22 protein-coding genes are annotated in these 18133 nt (G+C 70.1%); all 22 read right to left on the reverse strand.

Annotation, left to right across the window (positions count from 1 at the left end; all coding sequences use genetic code 11):
• Positions 1-439: 439 nt before the first annotated feature.
• On the reverse strand, positions 440-754 hold the full coding sequence (locus PSQ21_RS36880) for a hypothetical protein (RefSeq protein WP_274036603.1): 315 nt from the start codon (positions 752-754) through the stop codon (positions 440-442).
• Positions 755-1060: 306 nt separating this feature from the next.
• Positions 1061-2410 carry a PH domain-containing protein gene (locus tag PSQ21_RS36885; RefSeq protein ID WP_274036604.1) on the reverse strand — a complete coding sequence of 450 codons (1350 nt, stop codon included), beginning with the start codon at positions 2408-2410 and terminating at the stop codon, positions 1061-1063.
• Positions 2407-2757 carry a PH domain-containing protein gene (locus PSQ21_RS36890; RefSeq protein WP_274036605.1) on the reverse strand — a complete coding sequence of 117 codons (351 nt, stop codon included), beginning with the start codon at positions 2755-2757 and terminating at the stop codon, positions 2407-2409. The genes PSQ21_RS36885 and PSQ21_RS36890 overlap by 4 nt, the downstream gene beginning before the upstream one ends.
• 268 nt (positions 2758-3025) lie before the next feature.
• Positions 3026-3187 (reverse strand): hypothetical protein, encoded by a 162-nt coding sequence (locus PSQ21_RS36895; RefSeq protein WP_274036606.1) that lies wholly within the window; start codon positions 3185-3187, stop codon positions 3026-3028.
• Between the two features lie 311 nt (positions 3188-3498).
• Positions 3499-3861 (reverse strand): hypothetical protein, encoded by a 363-nt coding sequence (locus PSQ21_RS36900; protein WP_274036607.1) that lies wholly within the window; start codon positions 3859-3861, stop codon positions 3499-3501.
• Between the two features lie 29 nt (positions 3862-3890).
• Positions 3891-4247, reverse strand: coding sequence for a hypothetical protein (locus tag PSQ21_RS36905; protein WP_274036608.1), 357 nt, complete (start codon positions 4245-4247; stop codon positions 3891-3893).
• On the reverse strand, positions 4244-4411 hold the full coding sequence (locus PSQ21_RS36910) for a hypothetical protein (protein ID WP_274036609.1): 168 nt from the start codon (positions 4409-4411) through the stop codon (positions 4244-4246). The genes PSQ21_RS36905 and PSQ21_RS36910 overlap by 4 nt, the downstream gene beginning before the upstream one ends.
• On the reverse strand, positions 4408-4971 hold the full coding sequence (locus PSQ21_RS36915; RefSeq protein ID WP_274036610.1) for a hypothetical protein: 564 nt from the start codon (positions 4969-4971) through the stop codon (positions 4408-4410). The genes PSQ21_RS36910 and PSQ21_RS36915 overlap by 4 nt, the downstream gene beginning before the upstream one ends.
• 64 nt (positions 4972-5035) lie before the next feature.
• On the reverse strand, positions 5036-5383 hold the full coding sequence (locus PSQ21_RS36920) for a hypothetical protein (protein WP_274036611.1): 348 nt from the start codon (positions 5381-5383) through the stop codon (positions 5036-5038).
• A complete protein-coding gene (locus PSQ21_RS36925; protein ID WP_274036612.1) occupies positions 5380-5754 on the reverse strand; it encodes a hypothetical protein in 375 nt (124 codons plus the stop codon). Before PSQ21_RS36925 ends, PSQ21_RS36920 begins: the two co-directional genes overlap by 4 nt.
• A 99-nt stretch (positions 5755-5853) precedes the next feature.
• Positions 5854-7053, reverse strand: a complete 1200-nt coding sequence (locus PSQ21_RS36930) for a DNA polymerase III subunit beta (RefSeq protein ID WP_274036613.1) — start codon at positions 7051-7053, stop codon at positions 5854-5856.
• A 482-nt stretch (positions 7054-7535) separates the two neighbouring features.
• On the reverse strand, positions 7536-8558 hold the full coding sequence (locus PSQ21_RS36935; protein WP_274036614.1) for a DUF932 domain-containing protein: 1023 nt from the start codon (positions 8556-8558) through the stop codon (positions 7536-7538).
• 699 nt (positions 8559-9257) lie between these two features.
• Entirely contained in the window at positions 9258-10085 is an 828-nt protein-coding gene (locus PSQ21_RS36940; RefSeq protein WP_274036615.1) for a hypothetical protein, read from the reverse strand.
• Between the two features lie 246 nt (positions 10086-10331).
• The gene (locus PSQ21_RS36945; protein ID WP_274036616.1) at positions 10332-11060 is read right to left on the reverse strand and encodes a hypothetical protein; all 729 of its coding nucleotides are present in this window, start codon (positions 11058-11060) and stop codon (positions 10332-10334) included.
• Between the two features lie 36 nt (positions 11061-11096).
• Positions 11097-11531 (reverse strand): DUF6197 family protein, encoded by a 435-nt coding sequence (locus tag PSQ21_RS36950; protein WP_274036617.1) that lies wholly within the window; start codon positions 11529-11531, stop codon positions 11097-11099.
• 53 nt (positions 11532-11584) lie between these two features.
• Positions 11585-11779 (reverse strand): hypothetical protein, encoded by a 195-nt coding sequence (locus tag PSQ21_RS36955; protein WP_274036618.1) that lies wholly within the window; start codon positions 11777-11779, stop codon positions 11585-11587.
• A gap of 59 nt (positions 11780-11838) precedes the next feature.
• Positions 11839-12969, reverse strand: coding sequence for a DNA cytosine methyltransferase (locus PSQ21_RS36960; RefSeq protein WP_274036619.1), 1131 nt, complete (start codon positions 12967-12969; stop codon positions 11839-11841).
• Between the two features lie 279 nt (positions 12970-13248).
• Positions 13249-14076 (reverse strand): hypothetical protein, encoded by an 828-nt coding sequence (locus tag PSQ21_RS36965; RefSeq protein WP_274036620.1) that lies wholly within the window; start codon positions 14074-14076, stop codon positions 13249-13251.
• A gap of 26 nt (positions 14077-14102) precedes the next feature.
• Positions 14103-14549: a hypothetical protein gene (locus PSQ21_RS36970; protein ID WP_274036621.1), complete on the reverse strand. Its 447-nt coding sequence runs from the start codon at positions 14547-14549 to the stop codon at positions 14103-14105.
• 460 nt (positions 14550-15009) lie between these two features.
• Complete coding sequence (locus PSQ21_RS36975; RefSeq protein ID WP_274036622.1) at positions 15010-16125, reverse strand: hypothetical protein; 1116 nt, start codon at positions 16123-16125, stop codon at positions 15010-15012.
• Positions 16126-16521: 396 nt separating this feature from the next.
• Positions 16522-17406 carry a hypothetical protein gene (locus tag PSQ21_RS36980; protein WP_274036623.1) on the reverse strand — a complete coding sequence of 295 codons (885 nt, stop codon included), beginning with the start codon at positions 17404-17406 and terminating at the stop codon, positions 16522-16524.
• Positions 17407-17492: 86 nt separating this feature from the next.
• A complete protein-coding gene (locus PSQ21_RS36985; RefSeq protein WP_274036624.1) occupies positions 17493-18125 on the reverse strand; it encodes a hypothetical protein in 633 nt (210 codons plus the stop codon).
• Positions 18126-18133: the final 8 nt, after the last annotated feature.

Genomic DNA, 18133 nt, shown 5'->3' on the forward strand with positions numbered 1-18133 from the left:
TGCCAAGGGACACCATAGCGAATGAGGAGACCGGAGGCGGATTGGGCCGCTCTGCCGCACGTCGGCAGCACGAGTGATCCCTCGTACGCGGTGGGGGCGGGACGACGCTGGAAGGCGGTTCCCGCTTCGGCCTGAATACCTCGCGCGGCGAACGCGGCATCGCTTACGGCGACGGCGGCTGAGAGGCCGGGGGTTCGCCGCTCGCCGCCGTGCGGCTCAGCCGGATGGAGAACGCGAGGACCACGACACTGGCTGCGAAGAGCCAGGGCGACTGCGACACAAGGGCTGCACCGGCCGTGCTGAGCGAGAGCCCCTCCCACGCGGCCCGGGAGTCACGCGCGCGCCAGGAGCGGCTGAGGCGGAAGAGGCCCACTGCGAGAATCGTGCTGCCTCCGAGGGTTGAGAGGGCGGCTGCTACCGCCAGGGCGATGTCCACCGGTCACCGGCCCCCAACTGCCGTGCGGAGCGCCGTCTCGAAGGCCAGGATCGCACTGAGTGTGATGGCGATGGCGGCCCGGTGCCGGTCAGGGCGGTCCTCGTCGGAGCCCACGGAGACGGAGGCCAGGGCGGTCGTGGCGGCGGTGAGATGACGGATGGCCTGGTCCCTGGTCTCTCCATGGCCGTGTTCGGAGGCGTACACCTCCATCTCGCCGAGCTTCGCGACGAGATCGCCGCTGGGGGAGCGGTTGCTCTGGGTGTACGCCCCATGAAGGGCGTGAGCTTCTGCTGCGAGCGTGATAGCGGGCGATGTCATCAGACGCTGCCTTCCGGTTCGGTGCTGCGACGTGTGCTTGGCGAGGAGAGTGCCACCTCTGCTCGGGAGGCTGTCGGCCGGTCGATGCGGCAATGCCCCACACCTCCATTATGCCCATAATTGTTGATGCTGTCAACAGTTATGGGCATAATGGAGGTGTGGGGCTCGCCGGGCTCCAGAGGCGTCGGGCCAAGGGGCTGCGCACCTGGCCGGCCTCTCGGATCCGGCGGCGGCAAGGCTCACCCCCTGAGCTGCCCGTCGGCCCGCTCGGCGGCGTAGGTCTGCTTCACCGCCCCCGGTGAGTGGTCACGGTGCTTCTCTCGCCGACCGGGGGAGGCCCACCCCGTCCTGCCCTTCTGCGGACGGCGCCTGGGTCCGCAACGCGTGCACGTTCCTGGCGCGAACAGCGGCGGCGACATCCTTCGCCTCTTCGGCATCCCGGTGCTCGGCCGTGAGCGGAGGGCCGCCGGCCAAGTGCAGGCTCACGCTTGCCAGTCCGAGGCGCCGCTGCCACGGGCCCTGCTCCGTCCATACGCTCTGCACGCTGCTGATCGGGGCGAGACGGACGATGCTGCGCAGGAACACTCCCTCCCAGATGCTGACATGAGCCTGGCCGCTGAAGAGTGAGAGGTTCCTGCTGAACGGGGTGGCCCACCGCGCACGACGCGGGACGCCCCGGAAGGAGTGCAGAGCTGCGACGGCTTCCGGTCCCCAGAGGGCGGCGACCAGAGCTTCGGCTTCGGTACGCGTGGCGACGGGCGCGATCAGTTGCGGTTCCACGTGGCCGGCCGTGGCCGCGTGGATGCGTACCCACCCCCGGCGTCGCCACAGCAGGGGCTGCTCCAGGATCAACGCCTGGGTGCGCCGGTGGCGGAAGGTCTGGTGCCGGGTGTTGAACAGCCCGAAGTCCGCCCGGAATCCGCCGGGCGCCGCACTGAGAGTCCAGCCGTGCCAGCGGGGCCACCGGGCTCCGGTCATGCGCCATATCGGCCCCAGGGCAGCGGCCGCAGAGAACAGCACGACAGGCTCCTGGAGCAACCAGTAGGTGACCAGGCACCCGGCCAGCAGCGCCAAGGCCTGCAGGAAGGCGTGGACATCCAGAAGCAGGGACAGGGCGAGCGTTCTCGGGCGGACGCGGAGCAGGACGGGCTGCCCGGTACGGCTCGCAGCCGCCGGGCCGGCCGGCTCCGGGTGAGACAGGTCGCCGGCCATGCGGGCGCGCAGGGCCTCCAGAAGCACTTCGCACTGCGCCGTCCCGAGATAGGCGAGATCGCTCGACTTCCCGGCCACCGCCAGGCGCAGCGCGCACACGCCCAGGAACCGGCCGAGCAGCGGCCGGTGGATGTCCGCCTCCTGGAGGTGGGCGAGCTCGTAGCGCCGTGAGCTGCGGAAGACGATGCCCGAGCGGTAGAGCAGGGCGTCGCCGGTGAGCCGATAGGACGTCGCCCGCCAGGATGTGAAGCCGTACGCCGCCCCGGCGAACGAGACAGCCGCCGCGGCGGCGGCGAGCGCCCACCAAGGCGAACTCCGAACGGCATGTACCCACTCCGGCAGGTCCCGGAAGGTGAACAGGACCACGGCCAGGGTCACCGCCCAGGCCCGTCGCCACGGGGTGACCGGGTGCAGGCGTCCCTCCAGAACGACCTCGTCCGTCACAGCGCCACCTGCCGCTCCGTGGCGAGGCGCGTGAGGAGATCACGGATCCGCTCGGCCTCTTCGGTCTCGATGTCTTCCACGCTCACACTCTGGTAGGCGCCTGTCGCCACCGTCACGGTGGCCAGACCGAAACGGCGCTGCAGAGGCCCCGAGTCCACCTCGATGGTCTGGATACGACCGAAGGGAAGGGCGCAGCGGGTACGGAAGAACAGCCCGCCGCGCACCAGCACTTCGTCCTGGGTGAGGCTGTATCCAGTGGCCTCCCAGACGGCTCGCAGCCGCCACCATCTCCACACGCTCCACACCAGCACGATGCCGGCGCCCGCCCAGCCGGGCCAGGAGGGCACGGCCGCGAACCACCGCGGTAGGAGAAACGAACCGGCCCCTGCGAGTGCGGAAGCACCGGTGAGAGCAACCACAACAGCGTTCAGGCGCCACAGTGACAACGCGGTGCGCGGCGGGAGGGTGTAGCTCGAACTCCCGGACGCGGTAGCGCGTCCGGGAGCGTCAGCAGTCGTCAAAGCGAACTCCAGAGGTAAAGGGTGCGGCGGGCGAAGCGCCCGCGGGGCCCCGTACCGACCGGCCAACGGGGAGGGGGCCGGTCGGTACGGGGGATCACGCGGCCGGTCGCAGAAGGTTCCGGAGGTTGTTGAGCTGCCGCTCGGCGGTGACGGCCCGGCCCTTCCAGCGGTCGCGTTCCTTGGCGATGCGGTCGGCGGCCGCCGCCTTCTCCAGCAGCTCTGCCGTAGTGAGCTTGAGCAGGGTGCCCTTGGTCACCGGGGCGGGGGCGGAGCTGTCCTTGTGGACGGCGAGGTGGGCGCGGACCTGGCCGAGGTTGCCGGTGTACGAGCAGTCGGTGACCTTGCAGCCGTGGATCGTGCCGCCGTCATCCAGCAGCAGCTCGACGATGCGGGTGAAGTAGACCGGCTTCTCGGCGGTCCACAGCGGGCTCTTGACCTTCTGCTCGGCGATGACCGCGCGGCCGTCGTGGGTAGAGGCTGTGATGAGCGTGTCCTTTCGGGAGGGGAAGGTTCAGCGCAGACCCGGGCCAGGCGGCGTCCGCCGGGCCCGGGCCCGGGCCGCTGATCTCAGGCGGGGGCAAGACCTGCGAAGGGGATGCCTTCGACGATGTCGGCCGGGCCTCCGTCGCGCCGGGCCTTGGCCAGGAGCGCCGCAGGCGGGGCGTCGACCTTCACATCGGCCAGCGGTTCGCCCTTCTTGCTTTTGCTGGTCCGGGTGACCGTGCCGACCAGCCCGTTGAGGTACTTCGGCTTCATGTTGGTGAGCTCGACCCGTACGCCGGTGCGCACGCGGCTGCCCCGGACGGCCCGGAGGATCTCACGGCGCTTGCCGCGCAGGTCGGTCAGGATGGCGAGCTCATCTGCCGTCGCGAGGTCGCTGATGTACCGGGCGAGGTTGGCGGGGGAGGTGGCTTCTGCGGTGAGGGGCAAGCGGATTCCTTTCACTGGGCGGGTGGAGGTCAGCGGGGGAAGACGCAGGCCAGCGGCACCGTCAGGGCGAAGGAGGTGGCGCCTTCGGGGATGCGGTGGCCGTACTTGTGGTGTCCCTGGAGCAACCAGAGGGACTCTCCGTCGACGGTGATGACGGCGGTCGGCGTCGCGATGCGCCCGATGCTCTCGATCGTGCCGGTCAGGCCGTTGAGCTGCTTGTCCTGGAGCCGGTCGGTGCGGATCTCCTGGCCCTCGACGAGGGCCGCCATGCGCTCCTGGGCCACACGGGCCTGCCCCGTCGTGATGGCCTCGGAGAACAGCGCCAGGTCGTCGGGGGTGGCGGCATCGGCGATGTACTGGACGACGTCGGGGAACGAGACGGTCATACGGGTGCCTCCTGATCGGGCAGGTTGATATGGGCTTCGAGCAGAGCGAGCGCGTCCTCCGCGAAGTAGCCGCGGATACGGTCACGGACCACGCCCGTCGTCTCCTGCTGCGCGTGCGCCAGGCGCGACAGCAGGTCACTGGCGGCCTGATGGAGTTCGCTCATCCCGGCACCCCGGTGTCGCTCGCGGCGTCGGCGGACCACTGAGTGCGGGCAGCGGCCTCGGCGTCGTCCGCTGTACGGGCGCGGACGGTGGCGCGCAGCGTTGTCCAACCGGCGGGGCGCCGTTCGTAGGAGCACCAGGCTTCGTCGGCGACGGGGAAGTCCAGGACGGCGGTGACCAGCGTTTCGCGCGGGTCCGAATCCTGGCGCAACCCGATGACCGTGAACAGCGGGATGGACCACTTCTCGTGCTGGTCCCTGGTGGCCAGGTAGTAGTTTCCGGGGTTGGCGCTGGGGGGCGTGGCGTTCGGGCCGAGGAGCTTTCGCCACGTCGGGCCCGAAAGCTGGACGAGGGTGCCGTCCTTCAGCATCTCGTCGATCAGCTTCAGGTGAGGCGCGGCGGAGGCGGGCGGAAGATCGTGGATGCGGTCGACCACGGTGCCGTCGTGACGGCGGTACATGTGGGTGACGACGTCGTAGCGCTTGAGCGGACGCCTCTGGTGGGTGAGCGCGTCAACGACGGCTTCCCGCGTGCAGGGCGGCGGATCGGGCTGGGCGGTCATAGGTCTCCAGGAAGGGCGGCGGGAGAGCGGGGCGGTTCCGGCGGGCGGCGGCTCACGGCTCCGCTCAGACCGGGCGGCGCAGCCTCGTGCTGCGTACGGCGAGGGCGCTGAGCCATTCCGGCGCCCAGGAACCCGTGCGGAACGGGGCGAAGTACCCGACCTCGAACGGTGTCCGGCCCGGGTTGACGGTCCCGTCCTTGCGGACGAAGCGCGCGACGACGGTGATGCTGACCAGGTCGAAGTGGATGCCGTCGGCACTGACGTACCGCAGGGACACCGACTCCGGGCGCAGGCGGGCGGGCCGGGCGTGGTTGGGCAGGGTGTAGAGGAAGTCCTGCCCGCCGATGGATGCGGCGGACAGTTCCGTGGTGTGCGTGGCTGCGGGACGTGTCGGCAGGAGGGTCTGGTTCATGCCGTCTGCTCTCCGTCGGACTGGTCCACGGCGTCCGGGTCCCGGCGGCGCCACACGAAGCCGCGCAGCCAGGGCGGGGCGTGGACACCGAACTCGGTCGTGACGGTGAAAGGCTCGAAGGTGACGTGGAAGCGCTGCACAGCCCGGGACGCCGGATTGACCGTGTTGTCCGCGCGCGGACGGCACCCGGCGACGTCGACGTAGTCGAGGACCCACGGGGTGCCCGCCCGGCGCGTGTACGCCAGCAGCAGCTCCGAAGGGCGCATCGGGAAGTCGTAGTCCGTATGGCCCGGTGCCAGGTCGTCGGCCGTTGCCGTGAACCGGAGGACCCGCGTGGCGAAGTCGTCGACGAGATCGAAGGTGTCGGGCACGCGGGCCGCCTTCCTCAGGGTGTGAACGTTGGGAGCCTGTCCCCGGGGCCCCTCCGCCGGAGGGGCCCCGGGGAGCCGGGCGTCTGCGGCAGTGCGGGGTTACGCGGAGGCGTGGATCCGCACCGGCATCAGGAGGTGCCGGTAGCTGTCCTCGCCGTCGTCGGCGCTCAGCATCACCGGCTTGGCGGCGTGCCCGTCCTCGAACTCCTTGATGTGCAGGGTGACGGAGTCCTTGTGGGAGAAGGCGTCCAGGGCGGCGAGGAGGAAGGCCGGGTTGAACCGGACGCTCTGCTCCGCGACGTCCTTGCCGGTGCCGCAGGTGAGGGTGTGCGGGACGGTCGTGCCCCTGACCCGGGACTGCGCTTCGGGGTCGGCGATGACGGGCGCAAGGGTCAGGGCGCCTTCCTGGTCCCACAGCAGGGCGACGGGGCCGCCCGTACTGCCGACGGCCTGCACCATGGCCATGCTCTTCTTCGCCGCGCGCACCAGCGTCGCCCGGTCCATGCGGACGCTCGCGGCGAACTCGGTCGGGAACATCGCGCCGTACTTCGGGAACTTCCCGTCCCGGGCCCGGACGGTGATCTGGGTGTCTCCCAGCGTCAGCGTGGCGCGCGGGATGTCGCCGTCCTCTCCCAGCAGACCGATGCCGATGGGCCCCTGGTAGGTCTTGAACTGCTTGAGCAGCGATACCAGGACGGACGCGGAGAACAGAACGCTCAGCGGCTGGTCCGGCGAACGGACGGTCGCTTCGGCACGCACCTGCCCTTCTGCCAGGCGGTAGCGGTCGGTCGCGGCCAGGGTGAGGGTCTGGCCGGACAGGGTGAAGTTCACCGCCGTGAGCAGCGGGAGGGTGTCGTCACGGGCGGCAGCCGGCAGGACGCGCTTGAGCTCGGCGAAGAACTCGTCCGCGTCGACCGTCACCGTTGCGGGAAGCGGCTCCGGCGGCGCCGTGAACTCCTCGCGCTCCAGCGCGGCGATGGGCACGGTCAGGTGCTCCGTCGACAGGAGGTCACCGGTCAGGGACACCACGGTGCCCTCCGCCCGGCTCTTGGTCTCCCCGGCCACCATGGCCGCAAGAGCCTTCTTCAGCTGGACGAAGTGCAGCAGGCTGCTGCCCTTCCGGGCCCGGCCCTTCAACGTGACCGACACGGCCGTCTCGTAGTCGAACGTGGTGAGCTTCGCGCGGTTGCGGCCCGTCTCGACGAGGACCCCTCGCTGCGCTTCCACGGCGGACTTCGCACAGACACCGAACTCCACGATCTTCAGGGCCCGTGCGAGCTCTCCGTGGTTGAGGATCATGCCTGCGGTCGGCTTGGCCGGGGCCGAGACGGTCTCGGCGGTGGGGCGGGGCGTTGCGGTGAGGAAAGAGGGGATGACTGCCTCCTTGAGCGGCGGAAGGGGAGCGGCCGGAGCCGGGAGATGGAGAGCGCCACAGCGGAGCGGCGAGGAGCGACGGCCCCGGAGGCTCACACGGCAGCGCGAGCAGCGGCGGGGTGCGCTGGCATTCGATGAAGCTCTGGTGGTGGGAGGGGAGGGAGTCGAACCCTCCGAGGCGGGGTGCTACCCACGCGCGCCTATCGGCGTCGCGACGGCACGGACCTTCGTGCCCTTGCGCCGGGAATCGAACCCGGCAGACCTTCCGCTCCCCCCAAGTCGCGCGTACGAGGTGTACGCGAGTCCTGCGGGATGGGGCGCCGTGGGACGTGAGGGAGGGCGCCGTTCGGGCCTGGGCGTGGCGGGGGGCCGGGCCGCCGGGCAGGTGCCCGGCGGCCGTCAGCCGGTCAGACCGCCAGCGCGAGCAGGTCGTAGGCCTTCTGCTTGTCCTTGGTGGCGTTGCTGGAGGTGGTCAGCGTGCGCGTGGCGCGGGTCTCGGCGGCCTGGATCGGGTCCTTGCCCGCCGGGGCGTGGTGGTCGAGGTACTCGGTGATCGCGTTGTAACCGGCCCAGCGGGTGCCACGGATCGCGGCCTGCGTCTCGGCGTTCTCGAACAGGTTGCGCAGGGTACCCATCCGGGCGCGGTGGTTGTTGATCTTCCGCGCGCCGGGGTTCGGCTCGTCCATCGGCCAGATCTGCTCGACGATCTTCTCGAACTGGCCGAGCGTCATGCTCTCGTTGATGAGCTTCTCGGCCTCGCGCTCGAAGGACTCGACGTAGGCGAAGACGATGTCCAGGGCCTTGCGGGCCTCGGCGATCTTGCCCTTCGCGCTCACGGTGTGGCGGATGGAGTGCGACGCCTCAGCGTTGGAGATGGCCATGGCCTGGGTGTTGGCGCACACCACGCGGGTCGGGCTGAGCAGCAGGCGGAAGGCGCTGGAGCCGTCGTGGCTGTTGAGACCGGCCAGATAGAGGTCGTGGCGGTCGAAGCCGCCGACCTGTACGCCCATCGGCAGCTTCATCGTCACGAAGACGTTCTTGCCGCCGTGGAGGGAACCGGCCGTCTCGAAGTTCGCTCCGGACTCGTCCACCAGGAGATTCAGCATCTCGGTGTGGGCCTCGTTCTGGACCGGCTCGTACTTGCTGCCGACCGTACCGAGGCGCTCGACTGCACCGGTCTTGGGGTTGTCGCGGATGGTGAAGAAGTCGTCCGGCGAGTCGATGCGGGTGACGCCGTGGTCGGTGATCTCGACGGCGTTGACACCGCCGATCTTGCGCACGTTCCAGCCGGACAGGAAGCTCTTCATCAGAGCTTCCTCGGCGGTCAGCGCGCCCTGGGTGACAGTGCCCAGGCGATGCCAGGCGTCGACCCCGTTGGCGGAGACGAAGGAAGCGGTGCCATCGACGTGAACCTCAAGACCGTGCGACAAGTGCGACTCCTCATTTTGTCCTTCGGGGCCTTCCCCCTGCTGACAAGTAAGATATTACACGAACGCGCCCGCCGCGTCAATTTTTACGTGTCAAACGGTGATGGGGGTGCGCCGCGAGCAGGCTGCCCAGCGCCGCTGGGAGCCCTGCCTTCCCGGCCGGCCCTTTCCGTCCTCAGCGGGCCGTGACTCGGCCGTCCCGCTGAGAGGTCAGAACAGTGCGCCCTGCGCGCCCGCCGACGGCAGAGGGTGATGGCTGCTCCCATCCGTTTCCACATGAGACCGCGGGAGTGGATCAACGGGTCCGGGCAGATCTGAGCGCCTGTCGACGGCGCATGCGCACGGGCGGGGCGCAATCCATACGCGGGCGTCCCGGGCCCCGAGAGCGTCCCACAGATGCGGGCCGACGATCGGCCTGCCGTCGGCACCGAAGATGCACGTCTCCGGGTACGCGGCGTAGACCGGCCCGGAGCAGCGGTGATAGCCCAGACGGCATGACGAGCACACGGCTTCAGGGCAGCGCCCGCACCACGATCCCCATACCGGGCAGTGGTGCGGCCCGTGGCCGTAGCTGCGTACGCGCGGGGGGATGACGTGCTCGCGGATCCACATGGCCGCCTCGGGCGGCAGCGGGAACACGGCTGGATCTGTCGGCATAGGGGTTCCTCGGGTAGACGGAGAATGCAGCGGCGGAGGCAGCGTCTACGACGCGGCGCCGAGGCGGCGCAGTGCGCGGAGGTAGGCGGCGCCCTGTTCCGCCTGGTCCAGCAGGACGCTGCGGTGGGCTTCTGCTTCGGCGCGGAGAGAAAGGGCCCGGTGCGTCAGGTCGCCCTCGGACAGGGTGTTGCCGCAGACGACGTTGGCGCCGGCACCGAGCTCCCACACCAGGAAGTTGACCGCAGCGCCGGCGACGGCCAGGGGGTCCAGGTCCTGCAGGCTCCAGGTCCAGTTGCCCGGGTCGATGCCACGCTCACGCAGGTGCTGGGCGATCGCCCGGAAGATCGTGCCCGTTCCCCCGGTCGGCTCGTGGAGGGATCCCGATGCGGGCGGGTCCTCACCCAGCACCAGGCGGACGAGGGCTTCGGCCGCGTCGTCCGGAGTGTGGTACTCGGCCAGCATCGACCCGCCACCGAGGTGACGCAGACACACGAGCGTCCAGGACATGACGTCGATCTGAGAGCGCCTGTACGGGTTGGTGTCCCCGGTGTGCAGCAGTACCCCGTGCTTGATCGCGGTGTCGGCGACCGCCTTGATGGCGTAGAGGGCGTCCTCGGAGAGCTCTTCGGTGTACCACCGCAGCATCGGCCCCGCGGCGCTGATCAGGTCCGGCCTGCGAAGCCAGTGCGCCGCCGCGACCTGTCCGACCGTAGGGGGCCAACGGTGGGAGGGCTGGGAGGTCAAGTAGTCGCCCAGGTCCCGAGCGTGGGCTGCGCCATCGCTCTTGTGCGGCCACAGGGCGAGCGTCGCGACGACGCCGCAGGGTATGTCGATGCGGTCTCGCCCGTAGGCCCGGTGCCACGTTTCGGCCACCGCCTCGCCGAAAGCGGCTCCGTTCGGCCGGGGCGTTGCCGGTCCCGGTCGGCACTGGTCGGGGGCGGGATCAGAGGAGGGAAGCAGAAGAGTCTCCAGGTGGGTGCGGTGTGAGGATGCGATCGAAGGCGGCAACTGCCCTGGCCGGCCTGGTCGCAGGCGGCGTGCAACGCAATCCCGGGCGCGCTCACGCCTCGGCGGAGAAGGACTGTGCGTGGAGCACGGCGGGGCGCGGGCGGGGTGTGTTCAGGCCGCGGCTGCTTCGCGGGCACGGAGTTCGGAAAGGGGCAGCGGCCGACTGGTCCCGCCGCGGCGATCACGCAGAATGGCGACGTCACCCAGGAGTTCGCGCAGCTCGCCTTCCTTGGCCTCGGCGTGGGCGTAGCGTTCGGGGAGCGTGGCGAGAAGATGCCGCCACTGGCCATGACCTGCCCTGACGCAGGCCCCCGAGCAGTTGTTGTGCTTGAAGCCGAGCTCGTACAGCAGCGGCGGCCGGATCCCCAGCCCGCGGACTTCGTCCAGGAGCTCGTCCTTGGTGGCGTCGGGGCCGTCAGCGAGAGGGAACTCGGTCGTCCAGGGCTGCCAGTTGTGGGCGATGGCGGGGATACGGCGCCGGTCGCGATCGTTCGGCTCGATACCGACGTAGGCGATGGTGTCGCCGGGCGGGGTGTGCTGGGCCATCCAGTCCCGGCAGGGCTTCTGCTTGAGGATGAAGGTGCAGGGGGCGAGCCGGTCGTTGCCCAGGAACCGCTGGTCGGCGAAGACCTGCCAGGGGTCGCGTCCGTCCCTGACGGTGGTCAGCTCCAGCCCGAGGTGGTCGGCGATGTCGCGGGAGAAGCGCCACAGGTCTGGGTCCTCGGCGCGGGTGTCGGCTATGAGGAGGGTCATGTTCTGGGTTCCGTGCCGCTCGGCGACGCGGAGAGCGGTGACGGCGGAGCCGATCCCGCCGGAGAACTGGATGACGCGGTGGGTCATGGAGCGGGGCCTTTCAGGTGGACGGTGCGACCGGGGTCACGCCTGCGGGACGGCCGGGCGGGCGGAGAGAGCGTCGGCGGCGGCCCGCAGTGCCTGGGCGGCCATGCCGGCCGTACGGTGCGCTTCGGCGCTCCACCGGTCGATGGCCGTGCGGGCCTGGTCGCCGACCTCGGGGTCTGCGGGGTCCAGGGGCTGGCCGGTGAGGTGCTCGGCGAAGGCGAGCATCGCCTGATCGCGGGCAGCGTGGATCCGGTCCCAGTCGTAGGCGCGCCCCGCCTTACCACGGCCGCGCCCAGCGGCGACCTCGATGGCACCGCGCGGCCAGCAGGCCAGGGTGACGGTGCGGCCGGGCCCGTTGAAGAGGCGACTGCCCTGGTGAAGGCCGACATGCTCAAGGTGAGCGGCGGCCCAGCGCAGCATCCACACGGGCTCGTCAGCGATGACGACGCTCTCCGGACTGTAGGGGTGCATGAGGTGGTGTCCCTTACTGCAGAGGGGTCTCGGGCGGGGGTGAGGGAGGCGGGTCAGGGCGTGCGCGAGGTCGCGGAGGCGGTCGCGACCGGCGGGCCGAAGACGAGGAGGAGGTGGCCGCACAGCGGAGGCTGCTCCCAGGGCTGCTTGAGGAGGGACCTGATGTCCGCGCGGCCCATCGGCGGAGCGAAGGCGTCACCGAAGTGCTCGAGGTCGTTGGGCTCGACAGGGCTGCGATGGTGCGGCAAGGGGCTTCCATTCCATGGGTTCGGTCACGGCGCGGGAGATCCGGAAGGGGCAGGGGGCTTCAGGCCGCGACGTCGTAGAGCTCGTTGCTCTCGGCGAGGCGGTAGATCGTGCTGAGGTAGTCGCGGAGCCGGTGCTCCCACGGCTCCTGGAGGAGAGCGCCGATCACCACGCAGCTCATCGTTGGGGCGACGACGTCGCCGATCTGCTGACAGCTGCTGCTGCGCGATCCGGTCCAGGGGTAGCCCGGGGCGAAGCCGACCAGCAGGGCCGCCTCGTCCAGGGAGAATCTGCGGCTCTTGTCGTGGGCCCAGTACCAGCCGCGGATCTTGCTGGTGATGGCGATCGAGGGTTTGTCCGCGCTCCACTCGTTGCCGCCCGGCGTCTTCCGCTCGCCTCGCGTGTTCACGCGCACGCCGGCGGGCCAGTGCAGAGCGGCGGCCGCGGATATGGGCTTGATGGGCTGCCGGGGCACCAGCGCCTCGACGTCGACGAGGTGGTGCCGGGAGGCGATCAGGAAGACCCTCTTGCGCCGAGAAGCGAGACCGTAGTCCACGGCGTCGAGGACCTTGTACTTCGCGTCGACCCAGTCAGCGCACAGGAGTTCGGCCTTGATGGCGTCCAGGACGTCCTCGGGCAGCGCGCTCGACTGCTCCATCGCGAGCCAGGCGAGGCTGTCGTACCGCCAGGACAGGGACAGCGCCCAGATCAGGACCTCGGCCAGAAGGCCGACCCGTGCGTCGGTCATCTGCTCGATCGGGGCGCGGGCCTCTTCAAGGGTGAGGAGCGGTCCGGTGAACCCGCTGTAGCCGTCCCAGTGCGGGTCGGCGCATATGGAGCAGTCGCCCTCCCACTCACAGGGCCCGGCGTCGTGGAAGTGACCGAAGGTCGCCTCGGCGGCCGCGAGGAACGTGTCCATCAGCAGATCCTGATTGCGCCGGTCGTGGCCGGCTCGCTTCCCGCTCGGGGTCCAGCACTGGCAGGGAGCCGAGACGATCAGGCCGCGGACCCAGCGCAGGGCGGGATGGGCCGGGTCGAGCTTCGTGACGTCGGCGACGATCCGGCGGAAGCCGGCGGCCTCCGCTGTGGCTGCGGCGTCCTTGTGCATCTCCACGCCGACCATGTCGGCAGGCCGTCTCAGGACGTCGCGGATGCCGACGCACCATCCTCCCGGCCCACTGAAGAGGTTCACGACGCGCTCGGGGTCGCCTTCGCGGGGCGGGAACAGCCATTCGACTGGCCAGGGGGCGGCGAGTTCGCGCAGCTCCTCGGTTGTCAGGCCGGTGAGGTCGATCGGATCGGTGTAGCCGTAGTCCAGCAGCTGGCGCAGGGGCGGAGCCTTTCGGTTGCCGTGGAATCAAGGACTGTGCAGAGGCGACGGGTTCGGGCCCGTGGTGTCGTCAGGCCGGGGGATGTTCGGGCCGCTGCGTCGGAGGTTCTGGTGCGGCGCGACGGGATGGTGTCCCCGGGGCTATCGGCGGTTCCTGCCGAGGATCTCGGGTCGGGGGTGCGGTCCGTGCCCGGCGGATGAGCGGGTGTGGGGCGCGGGGAGCACTTCGCCGGGAACGCTCCGCACGGTCGACAGTGCGCGCCGGCTCGGCGGGAGGCCGCGCGGCATGACGGTGCCTTCCGTGGCTGGATTCGGATTGAGCAGACGAAGGATTTGCAGTGCTATCGGCGCAGGAACGCGGTTCAGTTCGATCTCGGCCTCCGATGCATCGGTGCTCAGCCGGATCTCGCCGCCCGCGTGGGCCGGTGGATAGGTGTCTTCGAGGGAGGAGGCGTACCAGAAGGACCGGGTGCGGGAGGATTCCGTGCGCTCGGTCTCCCACCCCGCGGGGTGCAGAGCCGGCAGGGCCTGCTTCATCTCGCGGTTCATCCGCTGGCGTGCCCGCCGGTTCTCCTGGGCAGTGCGCCGTTCGGCGAGGGCGACTTCGAGGTTCTTCAGGTAGCCCGGCAGCAGCAGGGTGACGATGCGGGAGGCCATGCTGGAGGTGGACGAGTCGAGGCCGACGGTGGTCGTCTCGGCCGTGCCGCTGTACCCGGGGGGATAGACGCACTCGACGGTGAGCCTGCGGCCGGCGCTCCCTTTGAGGTGGGTGTTGTGGTGGCGGAGCGACAGCGCCAGCCTGCGGGGGTGGACCAACGAGAAGCTGAGGTAGTGCGCCTCCGTGTCGACGTGGTGGATCCAGTCTTCGCCTTCGGTGGTCCGGCTGTTCAGTGCGGCGCACAGCGCGCTGCCGAGCTGGTCGGCCAGGGCCTGGACTTCGCTGTGCTTCGGTTCGACGTTGGAAGCCAAGGGCAGACGCCTTTCTCGGACGGGGCTCACACGGCGGTCGCGGCACGGTGCCGGCCGGGGGCTCGCCTCTCCCGTACGGGCAGGGGGCCGCTGCGAGGCTTGAGCAGCTCGGGCAGGAAATGGGGGCCTTCCTGGTCCTGTCCCAGCAGCGTCAGGTACGTCTCGGCCTCAGCGAGCGCCTTGGCGAAGCTGCTCCGTGCGACCTGGCGGCGGCGCCAGGCCCGTCCCGCCCGGGTGCGGGCTCCGGCGACGTACCGCTCGGCCTGGCGGGCGAAGAGGAAGCGGAGACCGACCAGTTGGGGGCGCGCGGCCCGGCCTGTCGCAGCGCTCGGCGGAGTGGTATGGCCGGCGGTGAGGGTCGCTACCACCCTGTCGAGCGCGGAGTGGATGGCCGCCCACGCTTCGGTTTCGGATCGGTGTCGCTCGCGCTCGCGGCTGCAGGTGGAGAAGGCGGAGGGAATCATGGGGGCCATCGGGGTCCTTCACGGGCGGTGAGGCGGGGACAGTACCCCGCGTGACAAGTAAGAGTTTACGAACGGCTATGCGTAATGTCAATTCATACTTGTCTTATGGTTTGTGGGCTGCCCGTTCAGCGCAGACGAGGAACTCGGGTGGTCCGCCGGCGGCGAGGAGGGAACCCGGCCACCTCCCTGACCGGAGGCGGCGGGCAGATGGCTGTCGTCAGGTTCGTGCCGTCGGGAGAACGTGGAGTCGAGAGCCGGAGCCGCGGCAGTCCTGCCGCGGGCGAGACGAGGCGGCTGACCATCCCGGGACTTGCAGACCAGGGTGTACGAAGGCCGCCCTGGTGGCCACGGGGGAAGCCACCAGGACGGTGTCGTTCAGCCTAGGGGGCGAGAGGCCGCCCGGCCCGCGATACGGCAGAATCCGAACCCCCCACACCGCTTGCCTCATCAGCGGGTTGCGGTGGCCGGGTCATGTCCCGGGGATGCTTGCAGGCGGGGCGCCCGTGGCCTCCGACCACTTCTCCTCGAAGGACTTCTTCTGCTTGTCGGCGACGAAAGCCGGGGCCGAGACGATGAAGTCCTCCGTCATCGGGAGCACCGCGCCCCGTTCGCGGCGCCAGGTGCGGACCGATCCGTAGACGCTGTCATGCTCAACGCGCCGCCCGGGGCGGCTGCCGATGCGCTCGACGGTCTGGCCGAGGGGCGCCCGGCTTCCGGTACGCAGCCGCTTCACCGACCGCAACGCCTGTCCGCGGACAGTCGGGTCGGCAGAGCTCGCGGGCAGGATGCGGCGCAGGTGGTAGATCGCCCAGTCGCACGACTCGAGCTCAGCGCAGAACGCGTCAAGAACAGCGCGATCCTGCGGACGCGAGCGGTCGAACTGTTCCAGCAGCGAACGGCGCCCGAAGAGACGGGAGTTCGGGTTGAGACGGGTGGAGGTGTACTCCAGTCGCAGGACCCGGCCGGCCACCGCGGGGAAGGACCGCATCCGGTCCAGGTGAGCGGGCAGGGCGCCCATCGAGACTGGATAGCAGCAGAAGGTGCAGTAGGACTTCTTCCACCGCACGCCAAGCCGCTCGAACAGGAAGTCCTCGCACTTCTGACGCCCCCAGCCCCAGTCGATGAGCGGGTAGACCCCGGTGCGCAGGGGGAGTTTGCTCTCCTTGCGGTCGCGGTCAGCCCGTCCGCTCTCGTCGGCGTTGAAGCCGATCATCTGGCGGAACGGCCCGTGAGTGTTCCTCTTGCACCACAGGTCTCCGACGTCGCCTTTCGCTCGAATGCTGCACTTGCGAACTCCGCCCTGCTGAGGAACCGTGCCGTTCGCTTCCATCTCGTCCCACAGCGCCCAGCGGCCGCGGCGGATCAGACGCTTCGGACTGCGGGAGTCGTCCAGGACGTCGATTCCGGCGCGTATGGGCTGCCCTGCGCGCGCCAGCTGGACGAGGCGCAGTCCCTTCTCTGCGAGAAGCGGGAGGATGTAGCGCTCGGCGTCGGCGTCGGTGTCCGCCCACTCGTCTCCGGTGGCCATCGTGATGACCGCCGTGCGCTCGGGGTCGATCCCGTGCGCTTCCAGGTCGTCGAGCACGGCGACCAGGTAGGCGGTGGAGTCGACGCCCCGACCCCAGTTGATGACGTACTCGACCGGAGTGCTGAGGGGCGTCGATGTGGTGAACAGCGTTGGAGCTGCGGTGGTCTGAAGCTTGATGGGCTGCCTCCAGGCGGTCGTTGATGAGCCGGGCGGAAGGGCGTGCCCAGCTGTGCTGGCGGCGGAACTGGACCGCCCCCGGGCCGGTCAGAGCAGATGGCCTGGCACGCCTCGGGCGGGGATGGGGGAAGGCATCTGGTGTCCCCGCTGAAGGGCCGATCGGCGCGCGGCGGCTGGGCCGCCCGGGTCGAAGCGGGCTCACGGGCTCGGCCGGCGCGGAGGAAGCCGGGCAGACGTGGAGCCGGGCGTCCAGCGCTGGGTGAAGTCCGCGAAACCTCAGCAGGGCAGGTGCGGTGAGTCCAGGACGTGCCCAGTACCACCGCAGTGGTTGCACGCCTTGACTCCCGCCTCCTGGACGAGGCCGGTCCAGAAGGAAACCTGCTGCTCCCACGCGGACAAGGCATCCGTGTACCGGCCGGCGGGAACGCGGTCGGCGACCGGAAGGTACATCTCCCTGGAGACGAGCACGGGAACTTCGCGGCCGGACTTCAGCTCGCGCAGGTTCTTCCCCAGGTTCGGCTGCCAGCGCGAGACGGGCTCCTGGAAGGGAACCCGGATGGTGACGTAGAGCCCGGCCGGCTTGTCGTCCCGGCCGTCGAAGCAGTACTGCACGTGCAGCATCCTCGTGATCAGGTCTTTCAGATGGCTGCGGAGGCCCGGGATGTGGCCGGGGAAGCAGTGGAGGTACTCGCGCCGTTCGGTGAGTGAATGCGGCATCCTCGCAACCCACGGCGGGGCACCGGGAGCCGGGGGCTCGCTTCCCTCAAGGACGCGGAAGGGGCCCTCGTACTCGTACGTGAGCGCGGGCTGCTCCTCGGTGACTGCCCGGTAGAACCGGTAGTAGTTGTCGTCCTCGACTTCCTCGTTGCGCTCCGTCCACTCCTCGGCGCTGAGCATCTCCGGGTAGCGGGCAGAGAGGGCGCTCCGGTCGATGAGCTCGTAGCGGACCGGTACGGGCCTGGGCTGCATCCGGGCCGTGATCCTCTCGGCGTGGTGGTCGGTGACCCACCACGTCCCGGTCCGTTCCCCGAGGGGAGCCATGGGCCGGCCGTCGGCCAGCATGCCGGTTACGGGTGTGCTGCGGCTTCCGGGGGGAGCGGGCAGGTGGTACAGCCACCGACCGTCCGGGTGCTGGATGGCGTAGTTCTCGAAGGGGTCCACGGGCTCTCGTTCTGCTGGTCTGCTGGGTGGGCACCGCTGCGGCGGCGCGGATGAGGAAGGCTGCTCTGCGGGCCCGGCGGCCGGGTTCAGGACCGGGCCGATCCGGTGGGGCACTGGCTGGCCACGCCCTCGGCGTCGCCGGATTCGTGCTGCTCGACCCACTGGCGGGCGATGGGCACGGAGATGGCTCGGTAGACGACGCGGTGACTGTCCCGATCCACGACCGAGGCCCGGTAAGGGCCCGGACGGAAGCCGCCCCCGGAGGACGCGTCAGTGGTGAAGTAGCGTCCGCGGTCACCGTCGGCGTGGGTACGGATCAGGTTCACCTGCACGGCGTGGCGGCCGCGGAAGTCGGTGTGCCGGTACCAGCCGCGGAGCCCGTAGGCGGCGGCGTAGGCGTCCAGCCGGTCCGCGTGCCAGCCCCGTTCGGCCTCGGGTGCGTTCGTCTCGGCTGCGGCCAGCGAAGACACCACCGCGGCATGAAAGCTGTTGTGCCACTCGCGTATGCCCAGGCCGGTGCTCTGGATCTGGCCGGCGCGCTCGGCTGCTCGGTTCGCGGTCCGCCGGGCGAGGGCTGTCTGGTGCGCGCTCATGCCCCGTCCGTCCCATGCATTGAGGTTCTCCAGGGCGTTGGCCACGGGAGGTGGCCCGCTCGGCAGGCCCGTCAGGTCCGACAGGTCGGGAACGGGCGCGATCGGGGGAACTGAGTCGTACGTCATGGGGCTCC

It is taken from the genome of Streptomyces sp. MMBL 11-1, from assembly GCF_028622875.1.
Classification (GTDB): Bacteria; Actinomycetota; Actinomycetes; order Streptomycetales; family Streptomycetaceae; genus Streptomyces.

Coding starts and splice junctions, on each gene's coding strand:
- PSQ21_RS36950 (WP_274036617.1), bottom strand. CDS start 11,531: ATGCACCCCTACAGTCCGGAGAGCGTCGTCATCGCTGACGAGCCCGTG.
- PSQ21_RS36905 (WP_274036608.1), bottom strand. CDS start 4,247: ATGACCGTCTCGTTCCCCGACGTCGTCCAGTACATCGCCGATGCCGCC.
- PSQ21_RS36920 (WP_274036611.1), bottom strand. CDS start 5,383: ATGAACCAGACCCTCCTGCCGACACGTCCCGCAGCCACGCACACCACG.
- PSQ21_RS36945 (WP_274036616.1), bottom strand. CDS start 11,060: ATGACCCACCGCGTCATCCAGTTCTCCGGCGGGATCGGCTCCGCCGTC.
- PSQ21_RS36910 (WP_274036609.1), bottom strand. CDS start 4,411: ATGAGCGAACTCCATCAGGCCGCCAGTGACCTGCTGTCGCGCCTGGCG.
- PSQ21_RS36880 (WP_274036603.1), bottom strand. CDS start 754: ATGACATCGCCCGCTATCACGCTCGCAGCAGAAGCTCACGCCCTTCAT.
- PSQ21_RS36970 (WP_274036621.1), bottom strand. CDS start 14,549: ATGGCCCCCATGATTCCCTCCGCCTTCTCCACCTGCAGCCGCGAGCGC.
- PSQ21_RS36985 (WP_274036624.1), bottom strand. CDS start 18,125: ATGACGTACGACTCAGTTCCCCCGATCGCGCCCGTTCCCGACCTGTCG.
- PSQ21_RS36930 (WP_274036613.1), bottom strand. CDS start 7,053: ATGATCCTCAACCACGGAGAGCTCGCACGGGCCCTGAAGATCGTGGAG.
- PSQ21_RS36915 (WP_274036610.1), bottom strand. CDS start 4,971: ATGACCGCCCAGCCCGATCCGCCGCCCTGCACGCGGGAAGCCGTCGTT.